We start from the raw sequence: 22010 nt of genomic DNA on the forward strand, positions 1-22010 counted from the left end.
ATGGACCAGGCGTACCGGCTTTGACAAGGCGCACAACGGCAACCGTGCGGACACGCTGACGTAACGATCACTCGGCCTTGCAGAAATTCTTCGCAAGGTCTTTCGGACTCCTTTCATCCTTGTTACGTTCCTGGCGATCCGGCGCCGTGATGGAGCGGCACCCAGTGAAGGAGTTCTCATGCGACGTGGCATAGCGGCCACCGCGCTCGCGGCGACCCTCGCGCTCGCGGCGACGGCCTGCGGTGGCAGCGACAGTGACGGCGGCAAGGCGGACGGCCCCGTCACCATCACCTGGTGGGACACCTCGAACGCCACGAACGAGGCACCCACCTACCAGGCGCTGGTCACGGAGTTCGAGAAGGCGAACCCGACGATCAAGGTGAAGTACGTCAACGTCCCCTTCGACCAGGCGCAGAACAAGTTCGACACCGCCGCCGGTGCCAAGGGTGCCCCGGACGTGCTGCGCGCCGAGGTCGGCTGGACGCCGGCCTTCGCGAAGAAGGGCTACTTCCTGCCGCTCGACGGCACCGGGGCCCTGGCCGACCAGGCCAAGTTCCGGCCGAACCTGATCAAGCAGGCCCAGTTCGAGGGCAAGACCTACGGCGTCCCGCTGGTCACCGACACCCTGGCGCTCGTCTACAACAAGGCGCTCTTCGCCAAGGCCGGCATCACCAAGGCCCCCGCCACCTGGGGCGAGCTGAAGGCCGACGCCGCCCTGGTCAAGGAGAAGGCCGGCGTCGACGGCTACTGGGGCTCCACCGCCGGGTACTACGCGCAGCCGTTCCTGTACGGCGAGGGCGCCGACACGGTCGACGCCGCCGCCAAGAAGGTCACCATCGCAAGTGCCCCCGCGGTCAAGGGACTTGAGACCTGGAAGGGCCTGTTCGACGGTCCCGGCCTGCATCAGGCGGACGTCACCGCCGACGCGTACGCCCACATCCAGGACGCCTTCGTGAACGGCAAGGTCGCCGCCATCGTGCAGGGCCCGTGGGAGATCACCAACTTCTACAAGGGCTCCGCGTTCAAGGACAAGGCCAACCTCGGCATCGCCACCGTCCCGGCCGGCTCCACCGGCAAGGCGGGCGCCCCGACCGGCGGCCACAACCTGTCCGTGTACGCCGGCTCCGACAAGGCGCACGCGGCCGCCGCGATGAAGTTCGTGAACTTCATGACCTCCGCCAAGAGCCAGGAGACCATCGCGCTGAAGAACTCCACGCTGCCCACCCGCGAGGACGCCTACACCGCGCAGGTCAAGGCCGACCCGGGCATCGCCGGCTACCAGGGCGTGCTCACCGCCGCCCAGCCGCGTCCCGAGCTGCCCGAGTACAGCTCGCTGTGGACCCCGATGGACACCACGCTGCCGAAGGTCGCCGACGGCAAGGAGTCCGTCGCCGACGCCACCAAGAGCCTGCAGCAGGACATGGCCAAGCTGGTCCCCGACTTCACCAAGTGAGCCCCGCCGCCGGGCCGTTCCCCCAGGGGACGGCCCGGCGGCACGCACGTCCGCCGAACTCCCCGGAAAAGGTGTCGAGATGACCGTTGCCGTCGATGGCGCGGCCCCCAAGAGCGCGGCCACGGCGCGCCGGGGGCCGCTGGAGCGCCTCAGGCAGTCCTGGCAGAAGCACTGGTACGCGTACGCGATGGTCGCCCCGATCGTCGTCGTGCTCGGCGTGCTGGTGCTCTATCCGCTGGTCCAGGGCTTCTACTACACGCTCACCGACGCCAACAGCCTCAACTCGGCGCGCACCATCGGCGCCAACCACATCGCGGCCACCTACGACTTCGTCGGGCTGCACAACTACGCGGACATCCTGTGGGGGCCGACCGCCTGGGACCGGTTCTGGTCGCACTTCCTCTGGACGATCGTGTGGACGGTCGCCTGTGTGACCCTGCACTACGTCATCGGGCTCTCGCTCGCGCTGCTGCTCAACCAGAAGCTGCGCGGCCGCACCTTCTACCGGATGGTGCTGATCCTGCCCTGGGCCGTGCCCACCTTCGTGACCGTCTTCTCCTGGCGCCTCATGCTCAGCGACTCGGGCATCGTGAACTCCGTACTCGGCACGCTCCACCTGCCGCAGCCCCAGTGGCTGGAGGAGCCGCACTTCCAGCAGCTCGCCGCGATCCTCGTCAACACCTGGGTCGGCGTGCCCTTCATGATGATCTCGCTGCTCGGCGGCCTCCAGACGATCCCCGCGGAGCTGTACGAGGCCGCCGAGATGGACGGCGCGAGCGCCTGGCAGCGCTTCCGCCATGTCACCCTGCCGGGGCTTCGCCCGGTCAGTGCCACGGTCGTGCTGCTCGGCATCATCTGGACGTTCAACCAGTTCGTGATCATCTTCCTGCTTTTCGGCAACGGCGGCGCCCCCGACGCCCAGATCCTGGTCACCTGGGCCTACCGGCTCGGCTTCGGACAGCAGCCCCGCGACTTCGCCCAGTCCGCCACGTACGGCGTGCTGCTGCTCTCCATCCTGATCGTCTTCACCTCCTTCTACCGGCGCTGGCTGGCCCGCAATGAACAGGTCTGATGCCCCCATGGCTACCAAGGTCGTTTCCCGGGACCACACACGGCGCCGCACCGCCGTCCTGTCGCACCTGGCGCTCGGCGTCGCCAGCCTCGTCGCCCTCTTCCCGATCGTCTGGCTGGTCTTCATCTCGCTCGGCCCGGACAAGGACGACTATCTGCACCCCGACCGCATCTGGTCGAAGCTCTCCTTCTCCAACTACGCGTTCGTCACCGAGCACACCAGGTTCTTCACCTGGCTCGGCAACACCGCCCTGGTCGCGGGCCTGACCTGCGTCATCGGCGTGACGTTCGCGGCCACCACCGGGTACGCCGTGTCCCGGATGCGCTTCCCCGGCTACAAGAAGCTGATGTGGGTGCTGCTCGTCACCCAGATGTTCCCGATCGCCGTACTGATCGTGCCGATGTACCAGATCCTCGGCGACCTCGGCCTCATCGACACCTACGGCGGCCTGATCCTCGTGTACTGCTCCACCGCGGTGCCGTACTGCGCCTGGATGCTCAAGGGGTACTTCGACTCGATCCCCGTCGAGATCGACGAGGCGGGCCGGGTCGACGGGCTCACCCCGTTCGGCACCTTCTTCCGGCTCATCCTGCCGCTGGCCCGCCCGGGCCTGGCGGTCGCCGCCTTCTACACCTGCCTCACCGCGTGGGGCGAGGTGGCGTTCGCCTCCACGTTCATGCTCGACGACGGCAAGTACACGCTCGCCGTGGGCCTGTCCAGCTTCGTCAGCCAGCACGACGCCCAGTGGAACTACATGGCCGCCACCGCCGTACTCATCGCCATCCCCGTCTCCGCCGTGTTCTACCTCGTGCAGAAGCACCTGGTCACCGGCATGACCGCGGGTGCCACCAAGGGCTGAGCCGGGCCTCGCCCCGGCTCCCGAAGAACAGCAAAGGCTCGGGGGTTTCCACCCCCAGACCCCCTTAAGGACGACATGACCCAGCACTTCACCGCCCCCGACCGCCTCACCGGGAGCACCGGCACGCAGTGGTGGCGGGACGCCGTGATCTACCAGGTCTATCCGCGCAGCTTCGCCGACGGCAACGGTGACGGCATGGGCGACCTCGAAGGCGTGCGCGGCCGGCTGCCGTACCTGCGCGACCTCGGCGTCGACGCCGTCTGGCTCTCCCCCTTCTACGCGTCCCCGCAGGCCGACGCCGGCTACGACGTCGCCGACTACCGGGCCATCGACCCGATGTTCGGCACCCTGCTCGACGCCGACGCGCTGATCCGCGACGCGCACGAGCTGGGCCTGCGCATCATCGTCGACCTCGTGCCGAACCACTCCTCCGACCAGCACGAGTGGTTCAAGCAAGCCCTGCGCGAGGGCCCCGGCTCCCCGCTGCGGGCCCGCTACCACTTCCGCCCCGGAAAGGGCGCGGACGGTGAACTCCCGCCCAACGACTGGGAGTCCATCTTCGGCGGGCCCGCCTGGACCCGCGCCGAGGCGCCGTCAGGCGATGGGGGCACCTCCCAGCCGGAGGCTGGGGGAGAGTGGTACCTGCACCTCTTCGCCCCCGAGCAGCCGGACTTCAACTGGGACCACCCGGCCGTCGCCGACGAGTTCCGCTCCATCCTGCGCTTCTGGCTCGACATGGGCGTGGACGGCTTCCGCATCGACGTCGCCCACGGCCTCGTCAAGGCGCCGGGACTGCCCGACATCGGCGGCCACGACCAGCTCAAGCTGCTCGGCAACGACGTCATGCCGTTCTTCGACCAGGAGGGCGTCCACGCGATCTACCGCTCGTGGCGGACCATCCTCGACGAGTACGACGGCGAGCGCATCGCGGTCGCCGAGGCCTGGACCCCCACGGTCCAGCGGACCGCGAACTACGTACGCCCCGACGAGCTGCACCAGGCCTTCAACTTCCAGTACCTGGGCACCCCTTGGGACGCGGCGGCGCTGCGCGAGGTCATCGACACCTCGCTCGCCGCGATGCGCCCGGTCGGCGCCCCCGCCACCTGGGTCCTGTCCAACCACGACGTCACCCGGCACGCCACCCGCTTCGCCAACCCGCAGGGCCTCGGCACCCAGCTGCGCACCCCGGGCGACCGCGCACTCGGCCTGCGCCGGGCCCGCGCGGCCACCCTCCTGATGCTGGCCCTGCCCGGCTCGGCCTATGTCTACCAGGGCGAGGAGCTGGGCCTTCCCGACGTCACCGACCTGCCCGACGAGGTGCGCCAGGACCCGTCGTTCTTCCGCGCCGCGGGCCAGGACGGCTTCCGTGACGGCTGCCGCGTGCCGATCCCGTGGACCGTCGAGGGCAGCTCGTACGGGTTCGGCAGCGGCGGCAGCTGGCTCCCGCAGCCCGACTCGTGGGGCGGGCTCAGCGTCGAGGCGCAGACCGGCGACGCCGACTCGACCCTGGAGCTCTACCGCCGGGCCATCGCGGCCCGCCGCGCCCACCCGGGCCTCGGCGCCGGGGACGACGTGGAGTGGCTGGACGCACCCGAGGGCGTGCTCGCCTTCGCCCGCGAGGGCTTCGTGTGCACGGTGAACCTGACGGGGCAACCGGTGTCGCTGCCGACGCCGGGCCGCGCCATCCTGGCAAGCGCCCAACTGGCCGTAGGGGATGGGAAGTTCGAGCTTCCCGCCGACACGACGGTGTGGTGGACGGTGTGAGCCGTGCCGCGCAGCAGGCCGGGCCGCGCCTCGCGGAGATAGCGGCCCAGGCCGCCGTCAGCGAGGCCACCGTCAGCCGCGTGCTCAACGCCCGGCCGGGGGTCGCCGACGCCACCCGGCAGCGCGTCCTCGCAGCCCTGGACGTGCTCGGCTGGGAGCGCCCGGCCCGGCTGCGCCGGCGCAGCGAGGGGCTGATCGGGTTGGTCACCCCGGAGCTGACCAACCCGATCTTCCCCGCCTTCGCGCAGGCGGTGGAGCAGGTCCTCGCGGGCCACGGCTACACCCCCGTGCTGTGCACCCAACTGCCGGGCGGGGCGACGGAGGACGAGCTCGTCGAGCAGTTGGAGGAGCGCGGCGTCAACGGCATCGTGTTCCTGTCCGGCCTGCACGCGGACACCTCCACGGACCCGGCACGCTACCTGGCGCTGGCCGAACGGGGCGTCCCGTACGTGCTGGTCAACGGCTACAACGAGGCGATCCGGGGCCCCTTCGTCTCCCTCGACGACCACGCCGCGATCCGGATGGCGGTGGGGCACCTGGCGGACCTGGGGCACACCAGGATCGGCCTCGCGGTCGGACCGCTGCGGTACTCGCCGTCGCGCCGCAAGACGGAGGGCTTCGCGGCGGCCCTTAGCGAGCGCCTCGGCCTGCGCGATCAGGAGGCGGCGGCCTACATCAAACCCACCCTGTACAGCGTGGAGGGCGGCCAGGTCGCCGCGGGCGCGCTGCTCGACCAGGGCTGCACGGGAATCGTCTGCGGCAGCGACATGATGGCCCTCGGCGTTGTGCGCGCCGCCCGCGAACGCGGCCTCGACGTGCCGGGCGACGTCTCGGTGGTGGGCTTCGACGACTCCCAGCTCATCGCCTTCACGGACCCGCCGCTGACGACGGTGCGCCAGCCGGTGGCAGCGATGGCGGCGGCCGCGGTGTCGGCCCTCCTGGAGGAGATCGGCGGAACCCCCGTCCAGCGAACGGAGTTCGTCTTCCAGCCGGAGCTGGTGGTACGGGGGTCCACGGCGCGGGTGCGGGGGTGACCTTCAGGCCACCCCCGGACCGGGTCAGAACGGCTTCGTCGGCAGGTACTTGCCGTCCAGGGTGATCACGGCGCGCTCGCCGCCCTCGGGGTCGGCCACCTTCTTCACGTCCAGCTTGAAGTTGATCGCGCTGATGATGCCGTCTCCGAACTGCTCGTGCACCAGGGCCTTCAGCGTCGTGCCGTACACCTGGAGCATCTCGTAGAAGCGGTAGATCGTCGGGTCGGTGGGGATGCCGCCCGGGATCGAGCCGCGGCTCGGGATGGTGGTCAGGAGCAGGGCCGCGTCGTCGTCGAGGCCGAGCAGGTCGGCGACGGCCCGTGCGGACTCGGCGGGCAGCGGGTGCTGGCCGAGCACGGCCGCGGTGACGAAGGCGACCGAGAGGCCGGCCGCGTCGGCGATCTGCTGCCACGACAGGTCCCCCCGGACCTTCGCCTCGACGGCGGCGGTGGCGAGGGCCTGACGGGCGGCGGTGTCGAACTGGGCGTGGATCATGAGAGGAGTTCCTTTCGAACGAGGGGAAAACGGAGGGAAAGCGGGGAAATCCGTGGGGAGCCGGCGGGGTCAGGCCGCGGCGGCGAAGGGGTTCGCGACATCGAGCTCCTCGACGGTGCCGCTGCCGATGTCGTAGCACCAGCCGTGCAGCGTGACCGTGCCCCGCGTCAGGGCGCGGGTCACCGACGGGTGGGTGACCAGGTTCGCCAGCTGGGCGCGGACGTTGTTCCGCACGAGCGCGTCGACCCCGGCCGTGGTGGTGCGGGCCCGCGCGGCGTCCGCGTGGCGCAGCCAGTCGGCGGTCGTCGGCAGACCGCCCATGTCGTGGCTCTCGGCCAGAGCGGTCATCGCGCCGCAGGCGGAGTGGCCGCAGACGACGATGTCGGTGACGTCCAGGGCGGCGACCGCGTACTCGATGCTGGCGGCGATGCCGTCGATGCCGGGTGAGTAGGCGGGCACCAGATTCCCGGCCGTGCGGATCACGAACAGCTCGCCCGGCTCGCTCTGGGTGATCAGCTCGGGGACCACCCGGGCGTCCGAGCAGCTGATGAACAGCGTCTTGGGGCGGTGGGTGGCGGCGAGGTGGGCGAAGAGCTCCGCCTTGGCGGGGAAGACGCCGCGCTGAAACTGCGCGACGCCCTCGGCGAGATCTTGCATGGTCACTCCCTTCGGTGGTGGCCGGCCCCGAGGGGCTGACGAGATCCACCATGCATGACCTGGTCCTATAGCGTCCAAGACGCAATTTCGATGTCTGCTATTGGTGTCATCTATAGTTGGTTCCATGGCCCCGGAACTGCGTCATCTGCGCTACCTGCTCGCCGTCGCCGAGCAGGGCAACTTCACCCGCGCCGCCGAAGAGCTGCGGATCTCCCAGCCCACCCTGTCCCAGCAGGTCAAGCAGCTGGAGCGCACGGTCGGCGTCCAGCTCCTGGACCGCACCGGCCGCTCGGTCCGGCTCACCGACGCGGGGGAGACCTACGCGCACTACGCGCGGCGTGCCCTGCGGGACCTGGCCGCCGCCGAGCGTGCCGTCCTGGACATCGCCGACCTCTCGCGCGGCAGCCTGCGCCTCGCGGTGACTCCGACCTTCACCGCGTACCTCGTCGGGCCCCTCGTGGCCGAGCTGCACACCCGCCATCCCAAGATCGCCCTGGACGTACGGGAGTTGGCGCAGGACCGCATCGAGGCCGGGCTGCTCGCCGACGAGCTCGACCTCGGCATCGCCTTCGACGGCCCGCACCTGCCCGGCATCGAAGCGACGGCCCTGTTCACCGAGACCCTCGGCCTGGTCGTGGGTGCCCCGGCCTCGGAGGGTGCGCTCACCGTACGTGAGCTGGCGGACCGTCAACTCGCCCTGTTGAGCGGCGACTTCGCGACCCGGGGTCACATCGACGCCTACCTCGGCCGGCACCGCGTCACCCCCCGCATCGCCGTCGAGGCCAACTCCATCCAGGCCCTGACCGAGATCGTGCGCCGCACCCCGCTCGCCACCGTGCTGCCCGACGCCGTCACGCACGATCACCCGCACCTCGCACCCGTCGCCCTCGACCCGCCGCTGCCCGCCCGCACGGTCGCCCTGCTGCGCCGTGAGAGCGCGTACCGCAGCGCCGCCGCCCGCGAGTTCACCCGGCTCACCCACGACCTCGTCCGCGCCCGGGGCTACACCCCCGCCTGAAGCGCGCCCGCGCCGCGCTCAACTGCGGCGCAACTCCTTGCAGACGAGCAATCTCACGCTCCGGATTCTGCTCAAACCATTGACCTGATCCTTACGTCCTCCTACGGTCACCTGCTCAGAAGCGCTTTCAGTCTTGCAGCAAGAACATTCAAGCCACGCTGAATCGCCTCCCTCAGAGCCGCAGGAGGACCCGCCCCCATGAAGCCCCCCCATCGGATACGCAGAACCACAACAGCCCTCGCCTTCGTCACGGCCGTCTCGGCGGCCTTCCTGGCCGCGCCCGGCGTCCCCACCGCCGTCGCCTCGGCCCCCGGTGACCGGGACGTCACCGCCGAGCTCTTCGAGTGGAAGTACGACTCGGTCGCCAAGGAGTGCAAGGACACCCTGGGTCCGGCCGGTTACGGCTACGTCGAGGTGTCGCCCGCCACCGAGCATGTCCAGGGCAGCCAGTGGTGGACCTCGTACCAGCCGGTCAGTTACAAGATCGCCGGCCGGCTCGGCGACCGCACGTCCTTCAAGAACATGGTCGACGCCTGCCACGCGGCCGGCGTGAAAGTCGTCGCGGATGCGGTCATCAACCACATGGCGGCCGGTTCCGGCACCGGCACCGGCGGCTCCTCGTACACCAAGTACAACTACCCCGGGATCTACCAGTCCCAGGACATGGACGACTGCACCAGTCAGGTCAGCAACTACAGCGACCGCTGGAACGTGCAGCACTGCGAACTGGTCGGGCTCGCCGACCTCGACACCAACGAGCCGTACGTCCGCACGCGCATCGCCCAGTACCTCAATGACCTGCTCTCGCTCGGCGTCGACGGGCTGCGCATCGACGCCGCCAAGCACATCGCCACCGAGGACATCGCCGCCATCAAGGCCCAACTGACCAATCCCTCGGCCTACTTGAAGCAAGAGGTCATCTACGGCGCGGGCGAGGCGGTCCAGCCCACCGAGTACCTGCCCAACGGCGACGTCCAGGAGTTCCGGTACGGGCGCGACCTCAAGCGGGTCTTCACCTCCGAGAAGCTCGCCTACCTGAAGAACTTCGGCGAGGCCTGGGGCTATCTGCCCAGCGCTCAGGCCGGGGTGTTCGTCGACAACTGGGACACCGAGCGCAACGGCTCCACCCTCACCTACAAGGACGGCGCGAACTACACCCTCGCAGGCGTCTTCATGCTGGCCTGGCCCTACGGCTCGCCCGACGTGCACTCCGGCTACGAGTTCACCGACAACGACGCGGGCCCGTCGAACGGCGGCACCGTCAACGCGTGCTGGACGGACGGCTGGAAGTGCCAGCACAAGTGGCCCGAGATCCAGAGCATGGTCGGCTTCCGCAACACCGCGCGCGGCCAGTCGGTCACCGACTGGTGGGACAACGGAAACAACCAGATCGCCTTCGGCCGCGGTTCCAAGGCGTACGTCGCCATCAACCACGAACCGTCCGCGCTGACCCGCACCTTCCAGACCTCGCTGCCGGCCGGCGCGTACTGCGACGTGCAGAGCGGAAAGGGCGTGACGGTCGACTCCGCCGGACGGTTCACCGCCACGCTCGGCGCCAACACGGCCCTCGCCCTTCAGGCCAACGCCCGTACGTGCGGCGGTAGTTAGCCCCGCCCCGAGCACCGGGCCGCCCGGCGCCCCCTCCCGTCCCGCCGGGCGCCGGGCGGCCCCGCCGTTCCACCCCGAATGACGAGAACCCCGTACGACTGAGGAGCACCCGGTGATCCCCCTGCGAAGAACGGCCGTCGCGCTCGCTGCCGCCCTGTGTGCGGCGCTCGTGCCCGCGCTGCCCGCCACGGCCGCGCCGAAGCCGCCCGCGCCGCCCACCGACGCACGGCTCGCCGCCGAACCGGCCCGGCACGACGCGACCCGCGAGCAGTTCTACTTCGTACTGCCGGACCGGTTCGCCAACGGGGACACCGCCAACGACCGGGGCGGGCTTACCGGCTCGCGCCTGGAGACCGGGTACGACCCCACGGACAAGGGGTTCTACCAGGGCGGCGACCTCAAGGGGCTCACCCGGAAGCTCGACTACATCAAGGGGCTCGGGACCACCGCCATCTGGCTCGCCCCGATCTTCAAGAACAAGCCCGTACAGGGCACCGGCAAGGACGCGTCGGCCGGCTACCACGGGTACTGGATCACCGACTTCACCCAGGTCGACCCGCACTTCGGCACCAACGCCGACCTCGCGAGGCTCATCGCGGGCGCCCATGCCAAGGGCATGAAGGTCTTCTTCGACGTCATCACCAACCACACCGCCGACACCGTCGACTACGCCGAGAAGCAGTACGGCTACCGCCCCAAGGGCGCCTACCCCTACCTCGACACCGGCGGCCGCCCCTTCGACGACCGTACGGGGATGAAGAAGGTCGACGCGAACTCCTTCCCGTACACGCCGGTCGTGAAGGAGAAGAAGGTCCCGGCCTGGCTGAACGACCCCACGATGTACCACAACCGGGGCGATTCGACGTTCGCCGGTGAGAGCGCAGAGTACGGCGACTTCTCCGGGCTCGACGACCTGTGGACCGAGCGGCCCGAGGTCGTCTCCGGCATGGAGCAGATCTACGAGAAGTGGGTCCACGACTTCGACGTGGACGGCTTCCGCATCGACACCGTCAAGCACGTCGACCTGGACTTCTGGACCCAGTGGGCGACCGCGCTCGACCGTTACGCCAAGAAGCGGGGGCGGCCGGACTTCTTCATGTTCGGCGAGGTCTACTCCGCCGACACCGCCGTCACCTCCCCGTACGTCACCCGGGGCCGCCTGGACGCGACCCTCGACTTCCCCTTCCAGGACGCGGCGCGCCAGTACGCCTCCCAGGGCGCCCCGGCCACCAGGCTCGCCTCCCTGTTCGCCGACGACTACCGCTACACCACCGACAAGGCCAACGCCTACGAGCAGGTCACCTTCCTCGGCAACCACGACATGGGCCGCATCGGCACCTTCCTCAAGCAGGACCACCCCGGGGCCGGCGACGCCGAGCTGCTCCAACGCGACCGTCTGGCCAACGAGTTGATGTTCTTCAGCCGGGGCAACCCGGTGATCTACTACGGCGACGAGCAGGGCTTCACCGGCGCGGGCGGCGACAAGGACGCCCGCCAGACGATGTTCGCCTCGAAGGTCCCCGACTACCTGGACGACGACGAACTGGGCACCGACCGCACCCACGCCTCGGACGCCTACGACCCCACCCACCCGCTCTACCGCACCATCGCCGACCTCTCCCGCCTCACCAAGGCCGACCCGGCGCTGCGCGACGGCGTCCAGACCGAGCGCTACGCCAAGGACTCCGTCTACGCCTTCTCGCGTACGGACGCCAAGACGCGCACCGAGTACGTCGTGGCCGTGAACAACGCCACCGGGCCGAAGACGGTCTCCGTACCCACCGGCTCGGCCGACGCCGACTTCGGTGTGCTGTACGGGGGTTCGGGTTCGGTCCGCAGCGGCTCGGACGCCACCGTCGAGGTGACCGTGCCCGCGCTGTCCTCGCTGGTTCTGAAGGCGGCGGCCCCGCTGCCCGCGCCCGCCGCGAAGCCGACGATCACCCTGAAGGCGCCCGCGCCCGGCGCCACCGGCACCGTGGAACTCTCCGCCGACGTCAGCGGCGGGCAGCTCGACCGGGTCGTCTTCGCCGCGCAGAGCGGCAACGGGCAGTGGCAGACGCTCGGCTCCGCCGACCACGCGCCCTACAAAGTCACCCAGTACCTGGACTTGGCCGCCGGAACTCCCTTGCGATACAAGGCAGTTGTGGTCGACAGCACAGGACGGACCGCCGGCGCGCTCGCCGCTACGACGGCGGGGCAGAACCCGCCGCCCGCCAAGCCCACGGCCGTCGCGCGGGACTACGGCGTCGTGCACTACAAGCGCCCGGCCGGCGACTACGACGGCTGGCAGCTGAAGGCCGACGGGCAGAGCGCGGCCTTCGCCGGGCGGGACGCCTACGGCGCCTTCGCCTGGATCAGGCTTCCGCAGGGCGCCGGATCGCTCGCGTACACCGTCGCCAAGGGTGATGCCGCCGACGGGCCGCAGCGCACCATCGACCTCGGCCGCACCGGCGAGGTGTGGGTCGAGCAGGGCAAGGACGGCCAGTGGGACCAGGCGCCGCCCGGCGCCCACCCGCCGCAGGACAAGTCCAAGGCGGTCCTGCACTACTCCCGGCCCGACGGCGACTACGACGGCTGGGGCCTGCACACCTGGACCGGCGCCGCCTCGCCCACCGACTGGTCCAGGCCGCTGATGCCGACCGGCCGCGACGCGTACGGAGTGACCTTCGAGGTGCCGCTCGCCCAGGGCGCGACCTCGCTGAGCTACATCCTGCACAAGGGCGACCGGAAGGACCTGCCGGACGACCAGTCCCTCGGCCTCGCCACCTACGGCAACGAGGCATGGCTGCTCGCCGGGCAGGCCAAGTACCTTCTCCCGCAAGGGAATTCGGGCGTCTCGCTCGACCTCGGCAAGGCCGAGGCGCAGTGGATCGACCGGAGCACGGTCGTCTGGAAGGTGAAGGCGACCGACGCGACCAGCGAGCAACTGGTGTACGCGCCGGGCGGCGGCATCACCGTCAAGGACGGCGCGCTGTCCGACGAGGGCCAGTGGCTGCGGCTCACGCCCGCCGCGCTGAGCGATGCGCAGAAGGCCAGGTTCCCGCAGCTCAAGGACTATCCGGCGTTCACCGTGGACGCCCGCGACCGGTCCCGTACCCGGGAGTCCCTCAAGGGCCAGCTCATCGCGACCCAGCGGGCCGCCGACGGGGCACTGCTCGCCGCGACCGGCGTCCAGACCCAGGGCGTCCTCGACGACCTGTACGGCGCAGCCGCTGTGAAGGCTTCACTCGGCCCGGTCTTCGATCACAGGCGCCCCACCCTCTCCCTGTGGGCGCCGACCGCACAGCAGGTCTCCCTCGAACTCGACGGGCGCGCGGTTGCCATGCACCGCGACGACACCTCCGGCGTCTGGTCGGTGACCGGGCCCGCGTCCTGGTCGGGCAAGCCGTACCGGTACGCCGTGAAGGTGTGGGCGCCGAGCGTGCAGAAGGTCGTGACCAACCTGGTCACCGACCCGTATTCGACCGCCCTCACCGCCGACTCCGGCCGGAGCCTGGTCGTCGACCTCGCCGATCCGAAGCTCGCCCCCAAGGGCTGGGCCACGCTCAACAAGCCGGCCGCCGTGCCGCTGCGCGACGCCCGGATCCAGGAGCTGCACATCCGTGACTTCTCCATCGCGGACCCCACCTCGCACCACCCCGGCCAGTACCTGGCCTTCACCGACGCCGGCTCCGACGGCATGAAGCACCTCGCCCAGCTCGCCAAGGCGGGCACCTCGTACGTCCATCTGCTGCCCGCCTTCGACATCGCCGGGATTCCCGAGAAGAAGTCCGAACAGGCCACGCCCGCCTGTGACTTGAAGGTGTACGCGCCCGACTCGGAGGAGCAGCAGGCCTGCGTCGCCAGGTCGGCCGCGAAGGACGCGTACAACTGGGGCTACGACCCGCTGCACTACACCGTCCCCGAGGGCTCCTACGCCGGCGACCCGGACGGGACCCGCCGCACGGTGGAGTTCCGGCAGATGGTGCAGGGGCTCGGCAACGCCGGGCTGCGCACCGTCATGGACGTCGTCTACAACCACACCGCCGCGAGCGGGCAGGCCGACGACTCGGTCCTCGACAAGATCGTGCCGGGTTACTACCAGCGGCTGATGCCCGACGGCAGCGTCGCCAACTCCACCTGCTGCGCCAACACCGCGCCCGAGAACGCCATGATGGGCAAGCTCGTCGTCGACTCGGTGGTGACCTGGGCCAAGCAGTACAAGGTCGACGGGTTCCGCTTCGACCTCATGGGCCACCACCCGAAGGCCAACATCCTGGCCGTGCGCGAGGCGCTCGACGCCCTGACGCCCGCGAAGGACGGCGTAGACGGCAAGAAGATCATCATGTACGGCGAGGGCTGGAACTTCGGCGAGGTCGCCGACGACGCCCGCTTCGTTCAGGCCACCCAGAAGAACATGGCGGGCACCGGCATCGCCACGTTCTCCGACCGGGCCCGCGACGCGGTGCGCGGCGGGGGCCCCTTCGACGCCGACCCGGGCGTCCAGGGCTTCGCCTCCGGCCTCTACACCGACCCCAACTCCTCGAAGGCGAACGGCACCCCGGCCGAGCAGAAGGCCCGCCTGCTGCACTACCAGGACCTCCTCAAGGTGGGCCTGACCGGCAACCTCGCCGCGTACACCTTCACCGACAGCTCCGGCCGCACGGTCAAGGGCTCCGAGGTCGACTACAACGGCGCCCCGGCGGGCTACGCGGCAGCCCCGGGCGACGCGCTCGCCTACGCGGACGCCCACGACAACGAGTCGCTGTACGACGCGCTCGCCTACAAGCTGCCCGCGGGCACCTCGGCCGCCGACCGCTCCCGCATGCAGGTCCTGGCGCTCGCGACCGCGGCCCTCTCGCAGGGCCCGGCCCTGTCCCAGGCGGGCAGCGACCTGCTTCGCTCGAAGTCGCTCGACCGCAACTCGTTCAACAGCGGCGACTGGTTCAACGCGCTGCACTGGGACTGCCGGGCGGGCAACGGGTTCGGGCGCGGTCTGCCCATGGCCGCCGACAACCAGTCCAAGTGGCTCTACGCCAAGCCCCTGCTGACGAATCCGTCGCTCACCCCGGGCTGCGCCCAGATCAACGGGACCTCGGCCGCCTACCAGGACCTCCTCGCGATCCGGGGCAGTGAGAGCGCGTTCGGGCTCGCCACCGCGGACCAGGTCCAGTCGGCGCTCTCGTTCCCGTTGTCCGGCACGGACGAGACCCCGGGCGTGATCACCATGCGGCTCGGCCCGCTGGTCGTCGTCTTCAACGCGACCCCCGAGGCCCAGACGCAGCGCGCGGCCGCCCTCGCGGGCACCGCGTACGCGCTGCACCCGCGCCAGGCGGCCGGGGCCGACCCGGTGGTGAAGACGGCCACATACGATCAGAGTTCGGGGAGCTTCACAGTCCCAGCCCGTACCGTTGCGGTCTTCAAGCAACACTGAACCGATCATTCCGGGTCGTTCGGTGACCTAATCCGGTTGTTCCCCGCCGCGGGTTGAGTCAAGGGCCGCACTGTGGTCCAGACTGTGCCCGTGGTGGGGAATCTTCCTGCGGAGAGCACGAGTTTCATCGGTCGGTCGGTCGAACTGACCACCCTGGACGGCCTCCTCGAACAGCATCGGCTCGTCACCGTCACGGGACCCGGCGGGGTCGGAAAATCCCGGCTCGCGCTGCGGACCGCCCGGCGGATCGAGGGCCGCTACCCCGACGGGGTCTGGTGGGTGGAGCTGTCGCCGCTGAGGGACCGGAACCTGCTCGCCGCCACCGTCGCCGACGCCTTCGACGTCTTCGACCAGAGCCTGCGCACCGCCTGCGAGGCGCTCTGCTCCTGGCTCGCCGACAAACGCCCGCTCCTGGTGCTCGACACCTGCGAGCACCTGATCAGCGCCTGCGGCCACCTGATCGGCGAACTCCTCCAGACCTCGCCGGGGCTCACCGTCCTCGCCACCAGCCGGCAACCGCTCGGCCGGCCGCAGGAGCGTGTCTTTCCCCTGGAGCCGCTGTCCGTCGCCGGCGAGGCGCTGACCCTGTTCAAGGAGCGCGCCACCGAGGCCGTGCCCCACCTCAGCTTCGCCGACCCGGCCCGCGAGGCCGCGGCCGTCGACGTCTGCCGGCGCCTCGACGGAATCCCGCTCGCCCTCGAACTCGCGGGCGCCCGGCTGCGGCTGTGGTCGGTCGAACAGCTCGCCAACCGGCTCGGCTCCCGATTCGAGGTGCTCGCCGACACCCGCGTCGCGGCCCTGCCCCGCCACCAGACGATGCGCACCGCCATCGGCTGGAGCCACGAGCTGTGCGAACCCCTGGAGCGGCTCCTGTGGGCGCGGCTCTCCGTGTTCGCGGGCGAGTTCGACCTCGCCGCCGCCCAGCACATCGGCGCGGGCGGCCCGCTGCCCGCGTGCGCCGTCGAACAGGTCCTGGCCGGCCTCATCGACAAGTCCGTCGTACGCACCCGGCTCGACGGCTCCGGCCGGTTCGGCCACCGCATGCTGGACACCATCCGCGAGTACGGCCTGCGCTGGCTCGACGAACTCGGCGAGACCCCCGAGGTCGCCGACCGGCACGCCCACCGCTTCCGCCGGATCGCCCACGAGGCCGACGAGGCCTGGATGGGCCCCGGCCAACTCGACTGGTACGTACGCCTGGAGGCCGAGCACGCCGATCTGCGCACCGCGCTCGAACACCTCCTCGCGACCGACCCCGAGGCGGCCCTCGACATGGCGGGCTCGCTCTGGTTCGTCTGGTTCTGCTGCGGCCGCCTGCGCGAGGGCCGCGGCTACCTCCAGCGCGCCCTGGACGGCTGCCCGGGCCCCGGACCGCACCGGGCCACCGCCGTGTGGGCGCTCGGTATGTGTGCGCTCCTTCAGGGCGACCTCGTCATCGCGGACAGACTCGGCGAGGAGTGTTCCCGCACCGCCACCGACCCCGAACACCGCCTGCGCGCGGCCTACTTGTACGGCGCCGCCGTCCTGATGCCCGGCGACCCCCGGCGGGCCCTCGGCATCCTCGACCCCGCTCTCGCCCAGGACACCGGCTTCTCGGCGGGCCGCGCGCTGTGCGCACTCGCCCGGATCTACGCCCTCACCAACCTGGCCCGCCACGCCGAGGCGTCCGCCGAAGCGGTGCTCCTTCGCGACGAGTGCGCCGCGCGGGGCGAGCGCTGGATGCGGGCGTACGCCGACTACATGCTGGCGGCGAACGCGCTCGCCCTGGACCGGCCCGCCGAGGCCGCCGCCCACGCCCGCGCCACGCTGGCCGGCAAGCGCCTCCTGCGCGACAGCTTCGGCATCGCGATCGGCCTCGACCTGCTGGCCTGCGCGGTCACCGCCCAGGGCGACGGCGAGGACGGTGCGCTGTTCCTCGGCGTCGGCCAGGAGTGCTGGCGCACCGTCGGCAAGGCACAGATGGGCGCGCCCGAACTGACCGCCGTGCGCGAGCAGTGCGAGCGCCGGGCGCGCGCCGCGCTCGGCGACGGGGCGTACGACTCGGCCTTCGGCCGCGGCGTGGCCACCGGCCTCGACGACGGGCTCGCACTGGCCCTCAAGGGTTGCCTGCCGGAAGGGGGTTGACGAAAGCCGCATGCGGCCGCCCCTGTCCGCGATGCGGCGCTACGGTGGGTGGCGGTCCCGTGTCACGGAGCGAACAGCACACGTGCGAGGGGCCGTTGGAGACGATCGGCGGTGAACGATGACGATGCCCATGTCGACGGACCGGGAAACGACCGTCCTGGTGGTCGACGACGTCGACGCCAACCGCTGTGCCATGGGCGCCGTGCTCAGCCGCGCGGGCCACCGCGTCGTATCGCTCGCCACCGCCTCGGCCGCGCTCATCGAACTCGACACCCGGCTGCGCGCGGGAGCGCTGCCCGACGCCGCCCTCGTCGACGTGGGCCTGCCCGACCTGGACGGCTTCGAACTGTGCCGCCGCATCAAGTCCCACCCCGGCATAGCGCCCATGCCCGTCGTTCACTTCTCGGCCGCCTCCATCACCCCGCACGACCGCAGCCGGGGCCTGGACGCGGGTGCCGAGGCCTATCTCACCGTGCCGGTCGAGCCCGAGGAGATCCAGGCCGTCATCCGGGCCGCGCTGCGCGGTGCCCGGCTGCGCCACGAGTCGGCCGCCCTGGCCGGCCGGCTCAGCCGTCTCGCCGAGGCGACCGCCGCCCTGCACCTGGCCCGCTGCCCGCAGGAACTCGCCGACGCGGCGGCGGCCGCTGCCATGCCGCTCACCTCGGGCCCGGTCACCGCGTTCGTGTTCGGCACCGGCGCCTTCCTCCACGCGGGCGGCGCGGCTCGCCCGGCCCAGGCCACCGAGATCCCGGCGCTAGCCGTGCTGCTCCGCCGCGCCATGGCGGGCTGCACCGGCGTGCGTTCCGTGCTCGCGCCGGCCCCGTTGTGGCCGCCGGAACTCTTCGGCATCGAAGGGGCCCGCCTGGTGCTCGCCCGCGGCCAGGCCGACCAGCCGCCCGTCTGCCTCGCCGTCCCGGCCCGCCTGCCGTACGGCCAGGAGACCGAGGAGCTGCTCTCTCGGCTCGCCCAGTCCCTGGCCGTGGCCGCCGAGTTCCTGCGCACCTACGCGGAGGAACGCCACATCGCGCTCACCCTGCAACGCAGCTTCCTGCCGCAGAGCGCACCCCGGCTGCCCGGCGCCGACATCGCCCTGCGCTACGTTCCGGCCTCCAGCCGCGCCGAGATCGGCGGCGACTTCTACACCGCGCTCACCACGCCCGCGGGACTCCTGGTCGGCGTCGGCGACGTCGTGGGGCACTCCCTGGACGCGGCCACCGTCATGGTCGAACTCCGCCATGCCCTGCGCGCGTACGCCACCGACCACCACGAACCTGCCGCCCTGGTCCGGCGCCTGGACCGGATGCTCCAGCGCTACCACCCCGAGGCCACCGCGACGCTGTGTCTGGCCCTCATCGACCCGGACACGGGCGAGACCCGCATGGCCAACGCCGGGCACCTCCCGCCGCTGCTCCTGCCCCACCGGGGCGAGGCCTCGTTCATCGAGACGCGGGGCCCGCTGCTCGGCCTCGGCCTGCGCCACCCTCCCTCGACGCGGCTCCAACTGGGGCTTTGCGACGGCCTGTTGATGGTGACGGACGGCCTCATCGAGCGCCGCGGCACCGACCTCGCCGACTCGCTGGAAGACCTCAGGCGCACCGCGGCCGCCGCCCCGCCCGACACCGAGGCGCTCTGCGACATCCTGCTCGACCGGTTCGGCGACGACCTGGAGGACGACGTGGCCCTGCTCGCGCTGCGCCTCAGCGCGGACCGAGGGCCTTCTCCACCAGCGTGACCGCATAGGGGTCGCTCCCGCCGTCGGTGACGCGTGTGAACGTCACGCCGTCGGTGTGGACGTCATGCCGTCGGCCATGCCGCAGGGCTCAGCCCACGCGCGGCGCGGGCGCCGGCGGGAGCAGGGCACTCAGGCGGTCCACCAGCTCGCTGAACGGGCCGTCGGCGGGCTCGTCCGCCAGCATGCGCAGCACGATCGCGGCCATCTCCGGGTCGTAGGCGGCGCTCACCGCGGCGAGCGCCGCGAAGTCGTGCACCAGCTGCAACTCCAGCTCGCCCCGCGGAATCCGCCGCCCGTCCAGCCAGATCAGCGCCGTCGACTCGGCGAGCGAGACCCAGGACCGTACGATCAACTCCAGCCTGGCGGGCGGCTGTTGGACACCGAGGTGCGCCAGGATCTGGAGGTAGGCGGCGTTGCGCACCTCGTCGATCATGGCGTTCGCGGTGGACGAGCCGACCGCCGGGCCGCCCCGCATCAGCGCGGAGAAGCCGGGCCCGTGCTCGTCGACGAAGTCGAAGAACCGGCTCATCACCCGCAGCAGCCGGGCGCCGAGCGGGCCCTCGTGCGGCTCCATGAAGCGGCCCGCGAGCTCGTCCGCGGCCCGGCGCAGCGCGGCCTCGTACAGGCTCTGCTTGCCGGGGAAGTAGTGATACACCAGCGGCCGCGATATCCCCGCGGCCGCCGCTATCTCGTCGATGGACACATCGCCGGGCGAGCGGTGGCTGAACAGTTCCAGGGCGACCCCGATCAACTGCTGCCTGCGCTCGTCGACGCCCATCCTGCGCCGTACCCCGGTCGTCATGCGAACAGAGTACCTATAGGTCGAGCACGAGTTTCTTGCCGAGGCACCTCGACACACAGATCAGCATCGTGTCGTCGCGCTCCGCGTCCGTGAGCAGCTCGTCGCGGTGGTCGATCTCGCCCTCCAGGACCCGCTGTTGGCAGGTCCCGCAGAAGCCCTGCTCACAGGAGTACGAGATGCCCGGCAGCTCCTCGCGCACGGTGGCGAGCAGCGACTTGTCCGCCGGGACGGCGAGCGTGCGCCCCGAGCGGCGCAGCTCGACCTCGAAGGCGGCGCCCGCAGAGGCCGCGCCGGGTGCGAAGCGTTCCAGGTGCGGGGTGCGTCCGGGCCCGAGCGCGGCGGTGACCGCGTCCATCAGCGGATCGGGCCCGCAGCAGTAAACGGCCGCGTCCGAAGGGGAGTCGGCGAGGAAGGAGGTCAGATCCGGCAGCCCCGACTCGTCCTCGGGGACGACGGCGACCCGCCCGCCCAGCTTCTCGATCTCGTCGAGGAACGGCATGGTGGCCCGCGAACGGCCGCCGTACAGCAGCCGCCAGTCGGCGCCCGAGTCCTCAACTGCCCTGAGCATGGGGAGAATTGGCGTGATCCCGATGCCGCCCGCGACGAACACGTACGAGGTGCCGGCCACCAGCGGGAAGCGGTTGCGCGGCCCGCGCACCGACAGCTCGACCGCCTCCTGGAGCTGCTCGTGCACTTCCCGCGAACCGCCCCGGCCGTCCTCGATGAGCCGCGTGGCGACGGTGTACGAGGTGCGGTCGGCCGGGTCGCCGCAGAGCGAGTACTGCCGTACGAGACCGGACGGCAGCACCAGATCGAGGTGCGCGCCGGGCTCCCAGGCGGGCAGCTCGGAGCCGTCCAGGGCTTCGAGGCGCAGCCGTACGACGCCTTCGGCGGGCTCGGTGCGCTCGGTGACGGTCAGCTTCAGGGTGATGGTGGAGCGCCGGGTGCCGCGCCCCGAGACGGGCTCCTCCAGGGCGGGCATCGGCCACAGAGGCGATGCGGCGATGCGGCGGCGCAGTGCCCGCCGGGTGAGCAGCGCGGCCCCGGCGGCCAGGGCGAACGTGGTGGCACGGCGCATGTCAGCGGCCTCCGTTGGCGCCGGGGGAGGAGGCGAGGTAGGCCACGGCCTGGGCGGTGCTGCCCTCCTGCGAGGGGTGGTAGGTGCGGCTCAGATAGCGCGGGATGGACTTGAGCATGGCGGGGGTGGAGGGCAGCATCCCCTTCTTGCCCGCCCGGTAGAACGCGCCGAGGCTCGCCCTGCCGACCGTCGGCGTCGGGTCGTTGTCCATGAAGAAGCGGGCTCCGCGCTGCCACAGGAAGGCGAGTGCGGTGAACGCGGTCGCCCAGGTGCGCACCCGGCGCCGGTAGCCGCCGTCCACGTGCATGAACAGCTCGAACGCCACCGACCGGTGCTCGACCTCCTCGGCGCCGTGCCAGCGCAGCAGGTCCAGCATCATCGGGTCTGCTCCGCGCCGGTCCAGGGTCTCGGCGTTGAGGATCCAGTTGCCGAGGAACGCGGTGTAGTGCTCGATCGCCGCGATGGTGGCGACCCGCTCCCTCAGCCACCACTCGCGCGCCCTGCCCGGGGGCAGCGTCCGGTCCCCGAGCAGCTTCTCGAAGAGCCAGTCCACCTGCGCGGTGTAGGGCGTCGGGTCGAGGCCGAGCTTCTTCAGATGGGGGAGTACGTCGTCGTGCGCGGCGGAGTGCATCGCCTCCTGTCCGATGAAGCCGATGACGTCCTCGCGCAGCCGGTCGTCCGTGATGTACGGCAGGACCTGCTTGTACACATGGACGAACCAGCGCTCACCGGCCGGCAGCAACAGGTGCAGCACATTGATGGTGTGGCCGGTGAACGGGTCGCCGGGTATCCAGTGGAGCGGGGTCTTCTCCCACTCGAACGAGACGTTCCGGGCCTTGAGCTCGATGCGCTCCTCCGCGACCGGAGCGGGCTGCGGCGTATTAGACATGGCGTCAATGTA

General features: G+C 71.0%; 15 protein-coding genes. 10 read left to right on the top strand and 5 right to left on the bottom strand.

Going from position 1 to position 22010, the window contains the following annotated elements; translation table 11 throughout:
• Positions 1-178 precede the first annotated feature (178 nt).
• The 5 genes from ACSHXC_RS27750 (at position 179) to ACSHXC_RS27770 (ending at position 6182) form a co-directional block, all read left to right on the top strand.
• Entirely contained in the window at positions 179-1453 is a 1275-nt protein-coding gene (locus ACSHXC_RS27750; RefSeq protein WP_438294194.1) for an extracellular solute-binding protein, read from the top strand.
• Between the two features lie 79 nt (positions 1454-1532).
• The gene (locus ACSHXC_RS27755; protein WP_438294195.1) at positions 1533-2525 is read left to right on the top strand and encodes a carbohydrate ABC transporter permease; all 993 of its coding nucleotides are present in this window, start codon (positions 1533-1535) and stop codon (positions 2523-2525) included.
• A gap of 7 nt (positions 2526-2532) precedes the next feature.
• Positions 2533-3384: a sugar ABC transporter permease gene (locus ACSHXC_RS27760; protein WP_438294196.1), complete on the top strand. Its 852-nt coding sequence runs from the start codon at positions 2533-2535 to the stop codon at positions 3382-3384.
• A gap of 75 nt (positions 3385-3459) precedes the next feature.
• On the top strand, positions 3460-5148 hold the full coding sequence (locus ACSHXC_RS27765; RefSeq protein ID WP_438294197.1) for a glycoside hydrolase family 13 protein: 1689 nt from the start codon (positions 3460-3462) through the stop codon (positions 5146-5148).
• The gene (locus ACSHXC_RS27770; protein WP_438294198.1) at positions 5133-6182 is read left to right on the top strand and encodes a LacI family DNA-binding transcriptional regulator; all 1050 of its coding nucleotides are present in this window, start codon (positions 5133-5135) and stop codon (positions 6180-6182) included. The genes ACSHXC_RS27765 and ACSHXC_RS27770 overlap by 16 nt, the downstream gene beginning before the upstream one ends.
• A gap of 24 nt (positions 6183-6206) precedes the next feature.
• Here ACSHXC_RS27770 and cynS read toward each other — a convergent pair whose 3' ends face one another.
• Positions 6207-6677, bottom strand: a complete 471-nt coding sequence (gene cynS / locus ACSHXC_RS27775) for a cyanase (protein WP_438294199.1) — start codon at positions 6675-6677, stop codon at positions 6207-6209.
• Positions 6678-6746: 69 nt separating this feature from the next.
• Positions 6747-7334 (bottom strand): carbonic anhydrase, encoded by a 588-nt coding sequence (locus tag ACSHXC_RS27780; RefSeq protein WP_438294200.1) that lies wholly within the window; start codon positions 7332-7334, stop codon positions 6747-6749.
• Between the two features lie 124 nt (positions 7335-7458).
• Between ACSHXC_RS27780 and cynR the strand changes: the two genes are divergently transcribed.
• The 5 genes from cynR (at position 7459) to ACSHXC_RS27805 (ending at position 19229) form a co-directional block, all read left to right on the top strand.
• Positions 7459-8352 carry a transcriptional regulator CynR gene (cynR, locus tag ACSHXC_RS27785; protein WP_438294201.1) on the top strand — a complete coding sequence of 298 codons (894 nt, stop codon included), beginning with the start codon at positions 7459-7461 and terminating at the stop codon, positions 8350-8352.
• Positions 8353-8550: 198 nt separating this feature from the next.
• A complete protein-coding gene (locus ACSHXC_RS27790) occupies positions 8551-9960 on the top strand; it encodes an alpha-amylase (RefSeq protein WP_438294202.1) in 1410 nt (469 codons plus the stop codon).
• 112 nt (positions 9961-10072) lie between these two features.
• Positions 10073-15373: a pullulanase-type alpha-1,6-glucosidase gene (gene pulA / locus ACSHXC_RS27795; protein ID WP_438294203.1), complete on the top strand. Its 5301-nt coding sequence runs from the start codon at positions 10073-10075 to the stop codon at positions 15371-15373.
• A gap of 90 nt (positions 15374-15463) precedes the next feature.
• A complete protein-coding gene (locus tag ACSHXC_RS27800; protein WP_438294204.1) occupies positions 15464-17497 on the top strand; it encodes an ATP-binding protein in 2034 nt (677 codons plus the stop codon).
• A gap of 130 nt (positions 17498-17627) precedes the next feature.
• Positions 17628-19229: a SpoIIE family protein phosphatase gene (locus ACSHXC_RS27805; RefSeq protein WP_438294205.1), complete on the top strand. Its 1602-nt coding sequence runs from the start codon at positions 17628-17630 to the stop codon at positions 19227-19229.
• Between the two features lie 88 nt (positions 19230-19317).
• Here the strand turns inward: ACSHXC_RS27805 and ACSHXC_RS27810 are convergent, their stop codons facing one another.
• From ACSHXC_RS27810 to ACSHXC_RS27820, 3 genes are read right to left on the bottom strand one after another with little or no spacing between them, the layout of a single operon-like run.
• Entirely contained in the window at positions 19318-20031 is a 714-nt protein-coding gene (locus ACSHXC_RS27810) for a TetR/AcrR family transcriptional regulator (RefSeq protein WP_438294206.1), read from the bottom strand.
• Between the two features lie 13 nt (positions 20032-20044).
• On the bottom strand, positions 20045-21109 hold the full coding sequence (locus tag ACSHXC_RS27815) for a PDR/VanB family oxidoreductase (RefSeq protein WP_438294207.1): 1065 nt from the start codon (positions 21107-21109) through the stop codon (positions 20045-20047).
• A 1-nt stretch (position 21110) separates the two neighbouring features.
• On the bottom strand, positions 21111-21998 hold the full coding sequence (locus ACSHXC_RS27820; RefSeq protein WP_438294208.1) for a metal-dependent hydrolase: 888 nt from the start codon (positions 21996-21998) through the stop codon (positions 21111-21113).
• Positions 21999-22010 lie beyond the last annotated feature (12 nt).

Source organism: Streptomyces sp. HUAS TT7 (genome assembly GCF_051550175.1).
Classification (GTDB): domain Bacteria; phylum Actinomycetota; class Actinomycetes; order Streptomycetales; family Streptomycetaceae; genus Streptomyces.

What these genes read in the sequence shown, in the direction of transcription:
- ACSHXC_RS27750 (WP_438294194.1), top strand. Translation starts at nt 179, where the DNA reads ATGCGACGTGGCATAGCGGCCACCGCGCTCGCGGCGACCCTCGCGCTC.
- ACSHXC_RS27810 (WP_438294206.1), bottom strand. Translation starts at nt 20,031, where the DNA reads ATGACGACCGGGGTACGGCGCAGGATGGGCGTCGACGAGCGCAGGCAG.
- cynS (WP_438294199.1), bottom strand. Translation starts at nt 6,677, where the DNA reads ATGATCCACGCCCAGTTCGACACCGCCGCCCGTCAGGCCCTCGCCACC.
- ACSHXC_RS27790 (WP_438294202.1), top strand. Translation starts at nt 8,551, where the DNA reads ATGAAGCCCCCCCATCGGATACGCAGAACCACAACAGCCCTCGCCTTC.
- ACSHXC_RS27805 (WP_438294205.1), top strand. Translation starts at nt 17,628, where the DNA reads ATGTCGACGGACCGGGAAACGACCGTCCTGGTGGTCGACGACGTCGAC.
- ACSHXC_RS27815 (WP_438294207.1), bottom strand. Translation starts at nt 21,109, where the DNA reads ATGCGCCGTGCCACCACGTTCGCCCTGGCCGCCGGGGCCGCGCTGCTC.
- ACSHXC_RS27765 (WP_438294197.1), top strand. Translation starts at nt 3,460, where the DNA reads ATGACCCAGCACTTCACCGCCCCCGACCGCCTCACCGGGAGCACCGGC.
- ACSHXC_RS27755 (WP_438294195.1), top strand. Translation starts at nt 1,533, where the DNA reads ATGACCGTTGCCGTCGATGGCGCGGCCCCCAAGAGCGCGGCCACGGCG.
- ACSHXC_RS27760 (WP_438294196.1), top strand. Translation starts at nt 2,533, where the DNA reads ATGGCTACCAAGGTCGTTTCCCGGGACCACACACGGCGCCGCACCGCC.
- cynR (WP_438294201.1), top strand. Translation starts at nt 7,459, where the DNA reads ATGGCCCCGGAACTGCGTCATCTGCGCTACCTGCTCGCCGTCGCCGAG.
- ACSHXC_RS27820 (WP_438294208.1), bottom strand. Translation starts at nt 21,998, where the DNA reads ATGTCTAATACGCCGCAGCCCGCTCCGGTCGCGGAGGAGCGCATCGAG.
- ACSHXC_RS27780 (WP_438294200.1), bottom strand. Translation starts at nt 7,334, where the DNA reads ATGCAAGATCTCGCCGAGGGCGTCGCGCAGTTTCAGCGCGGCGTCTTC.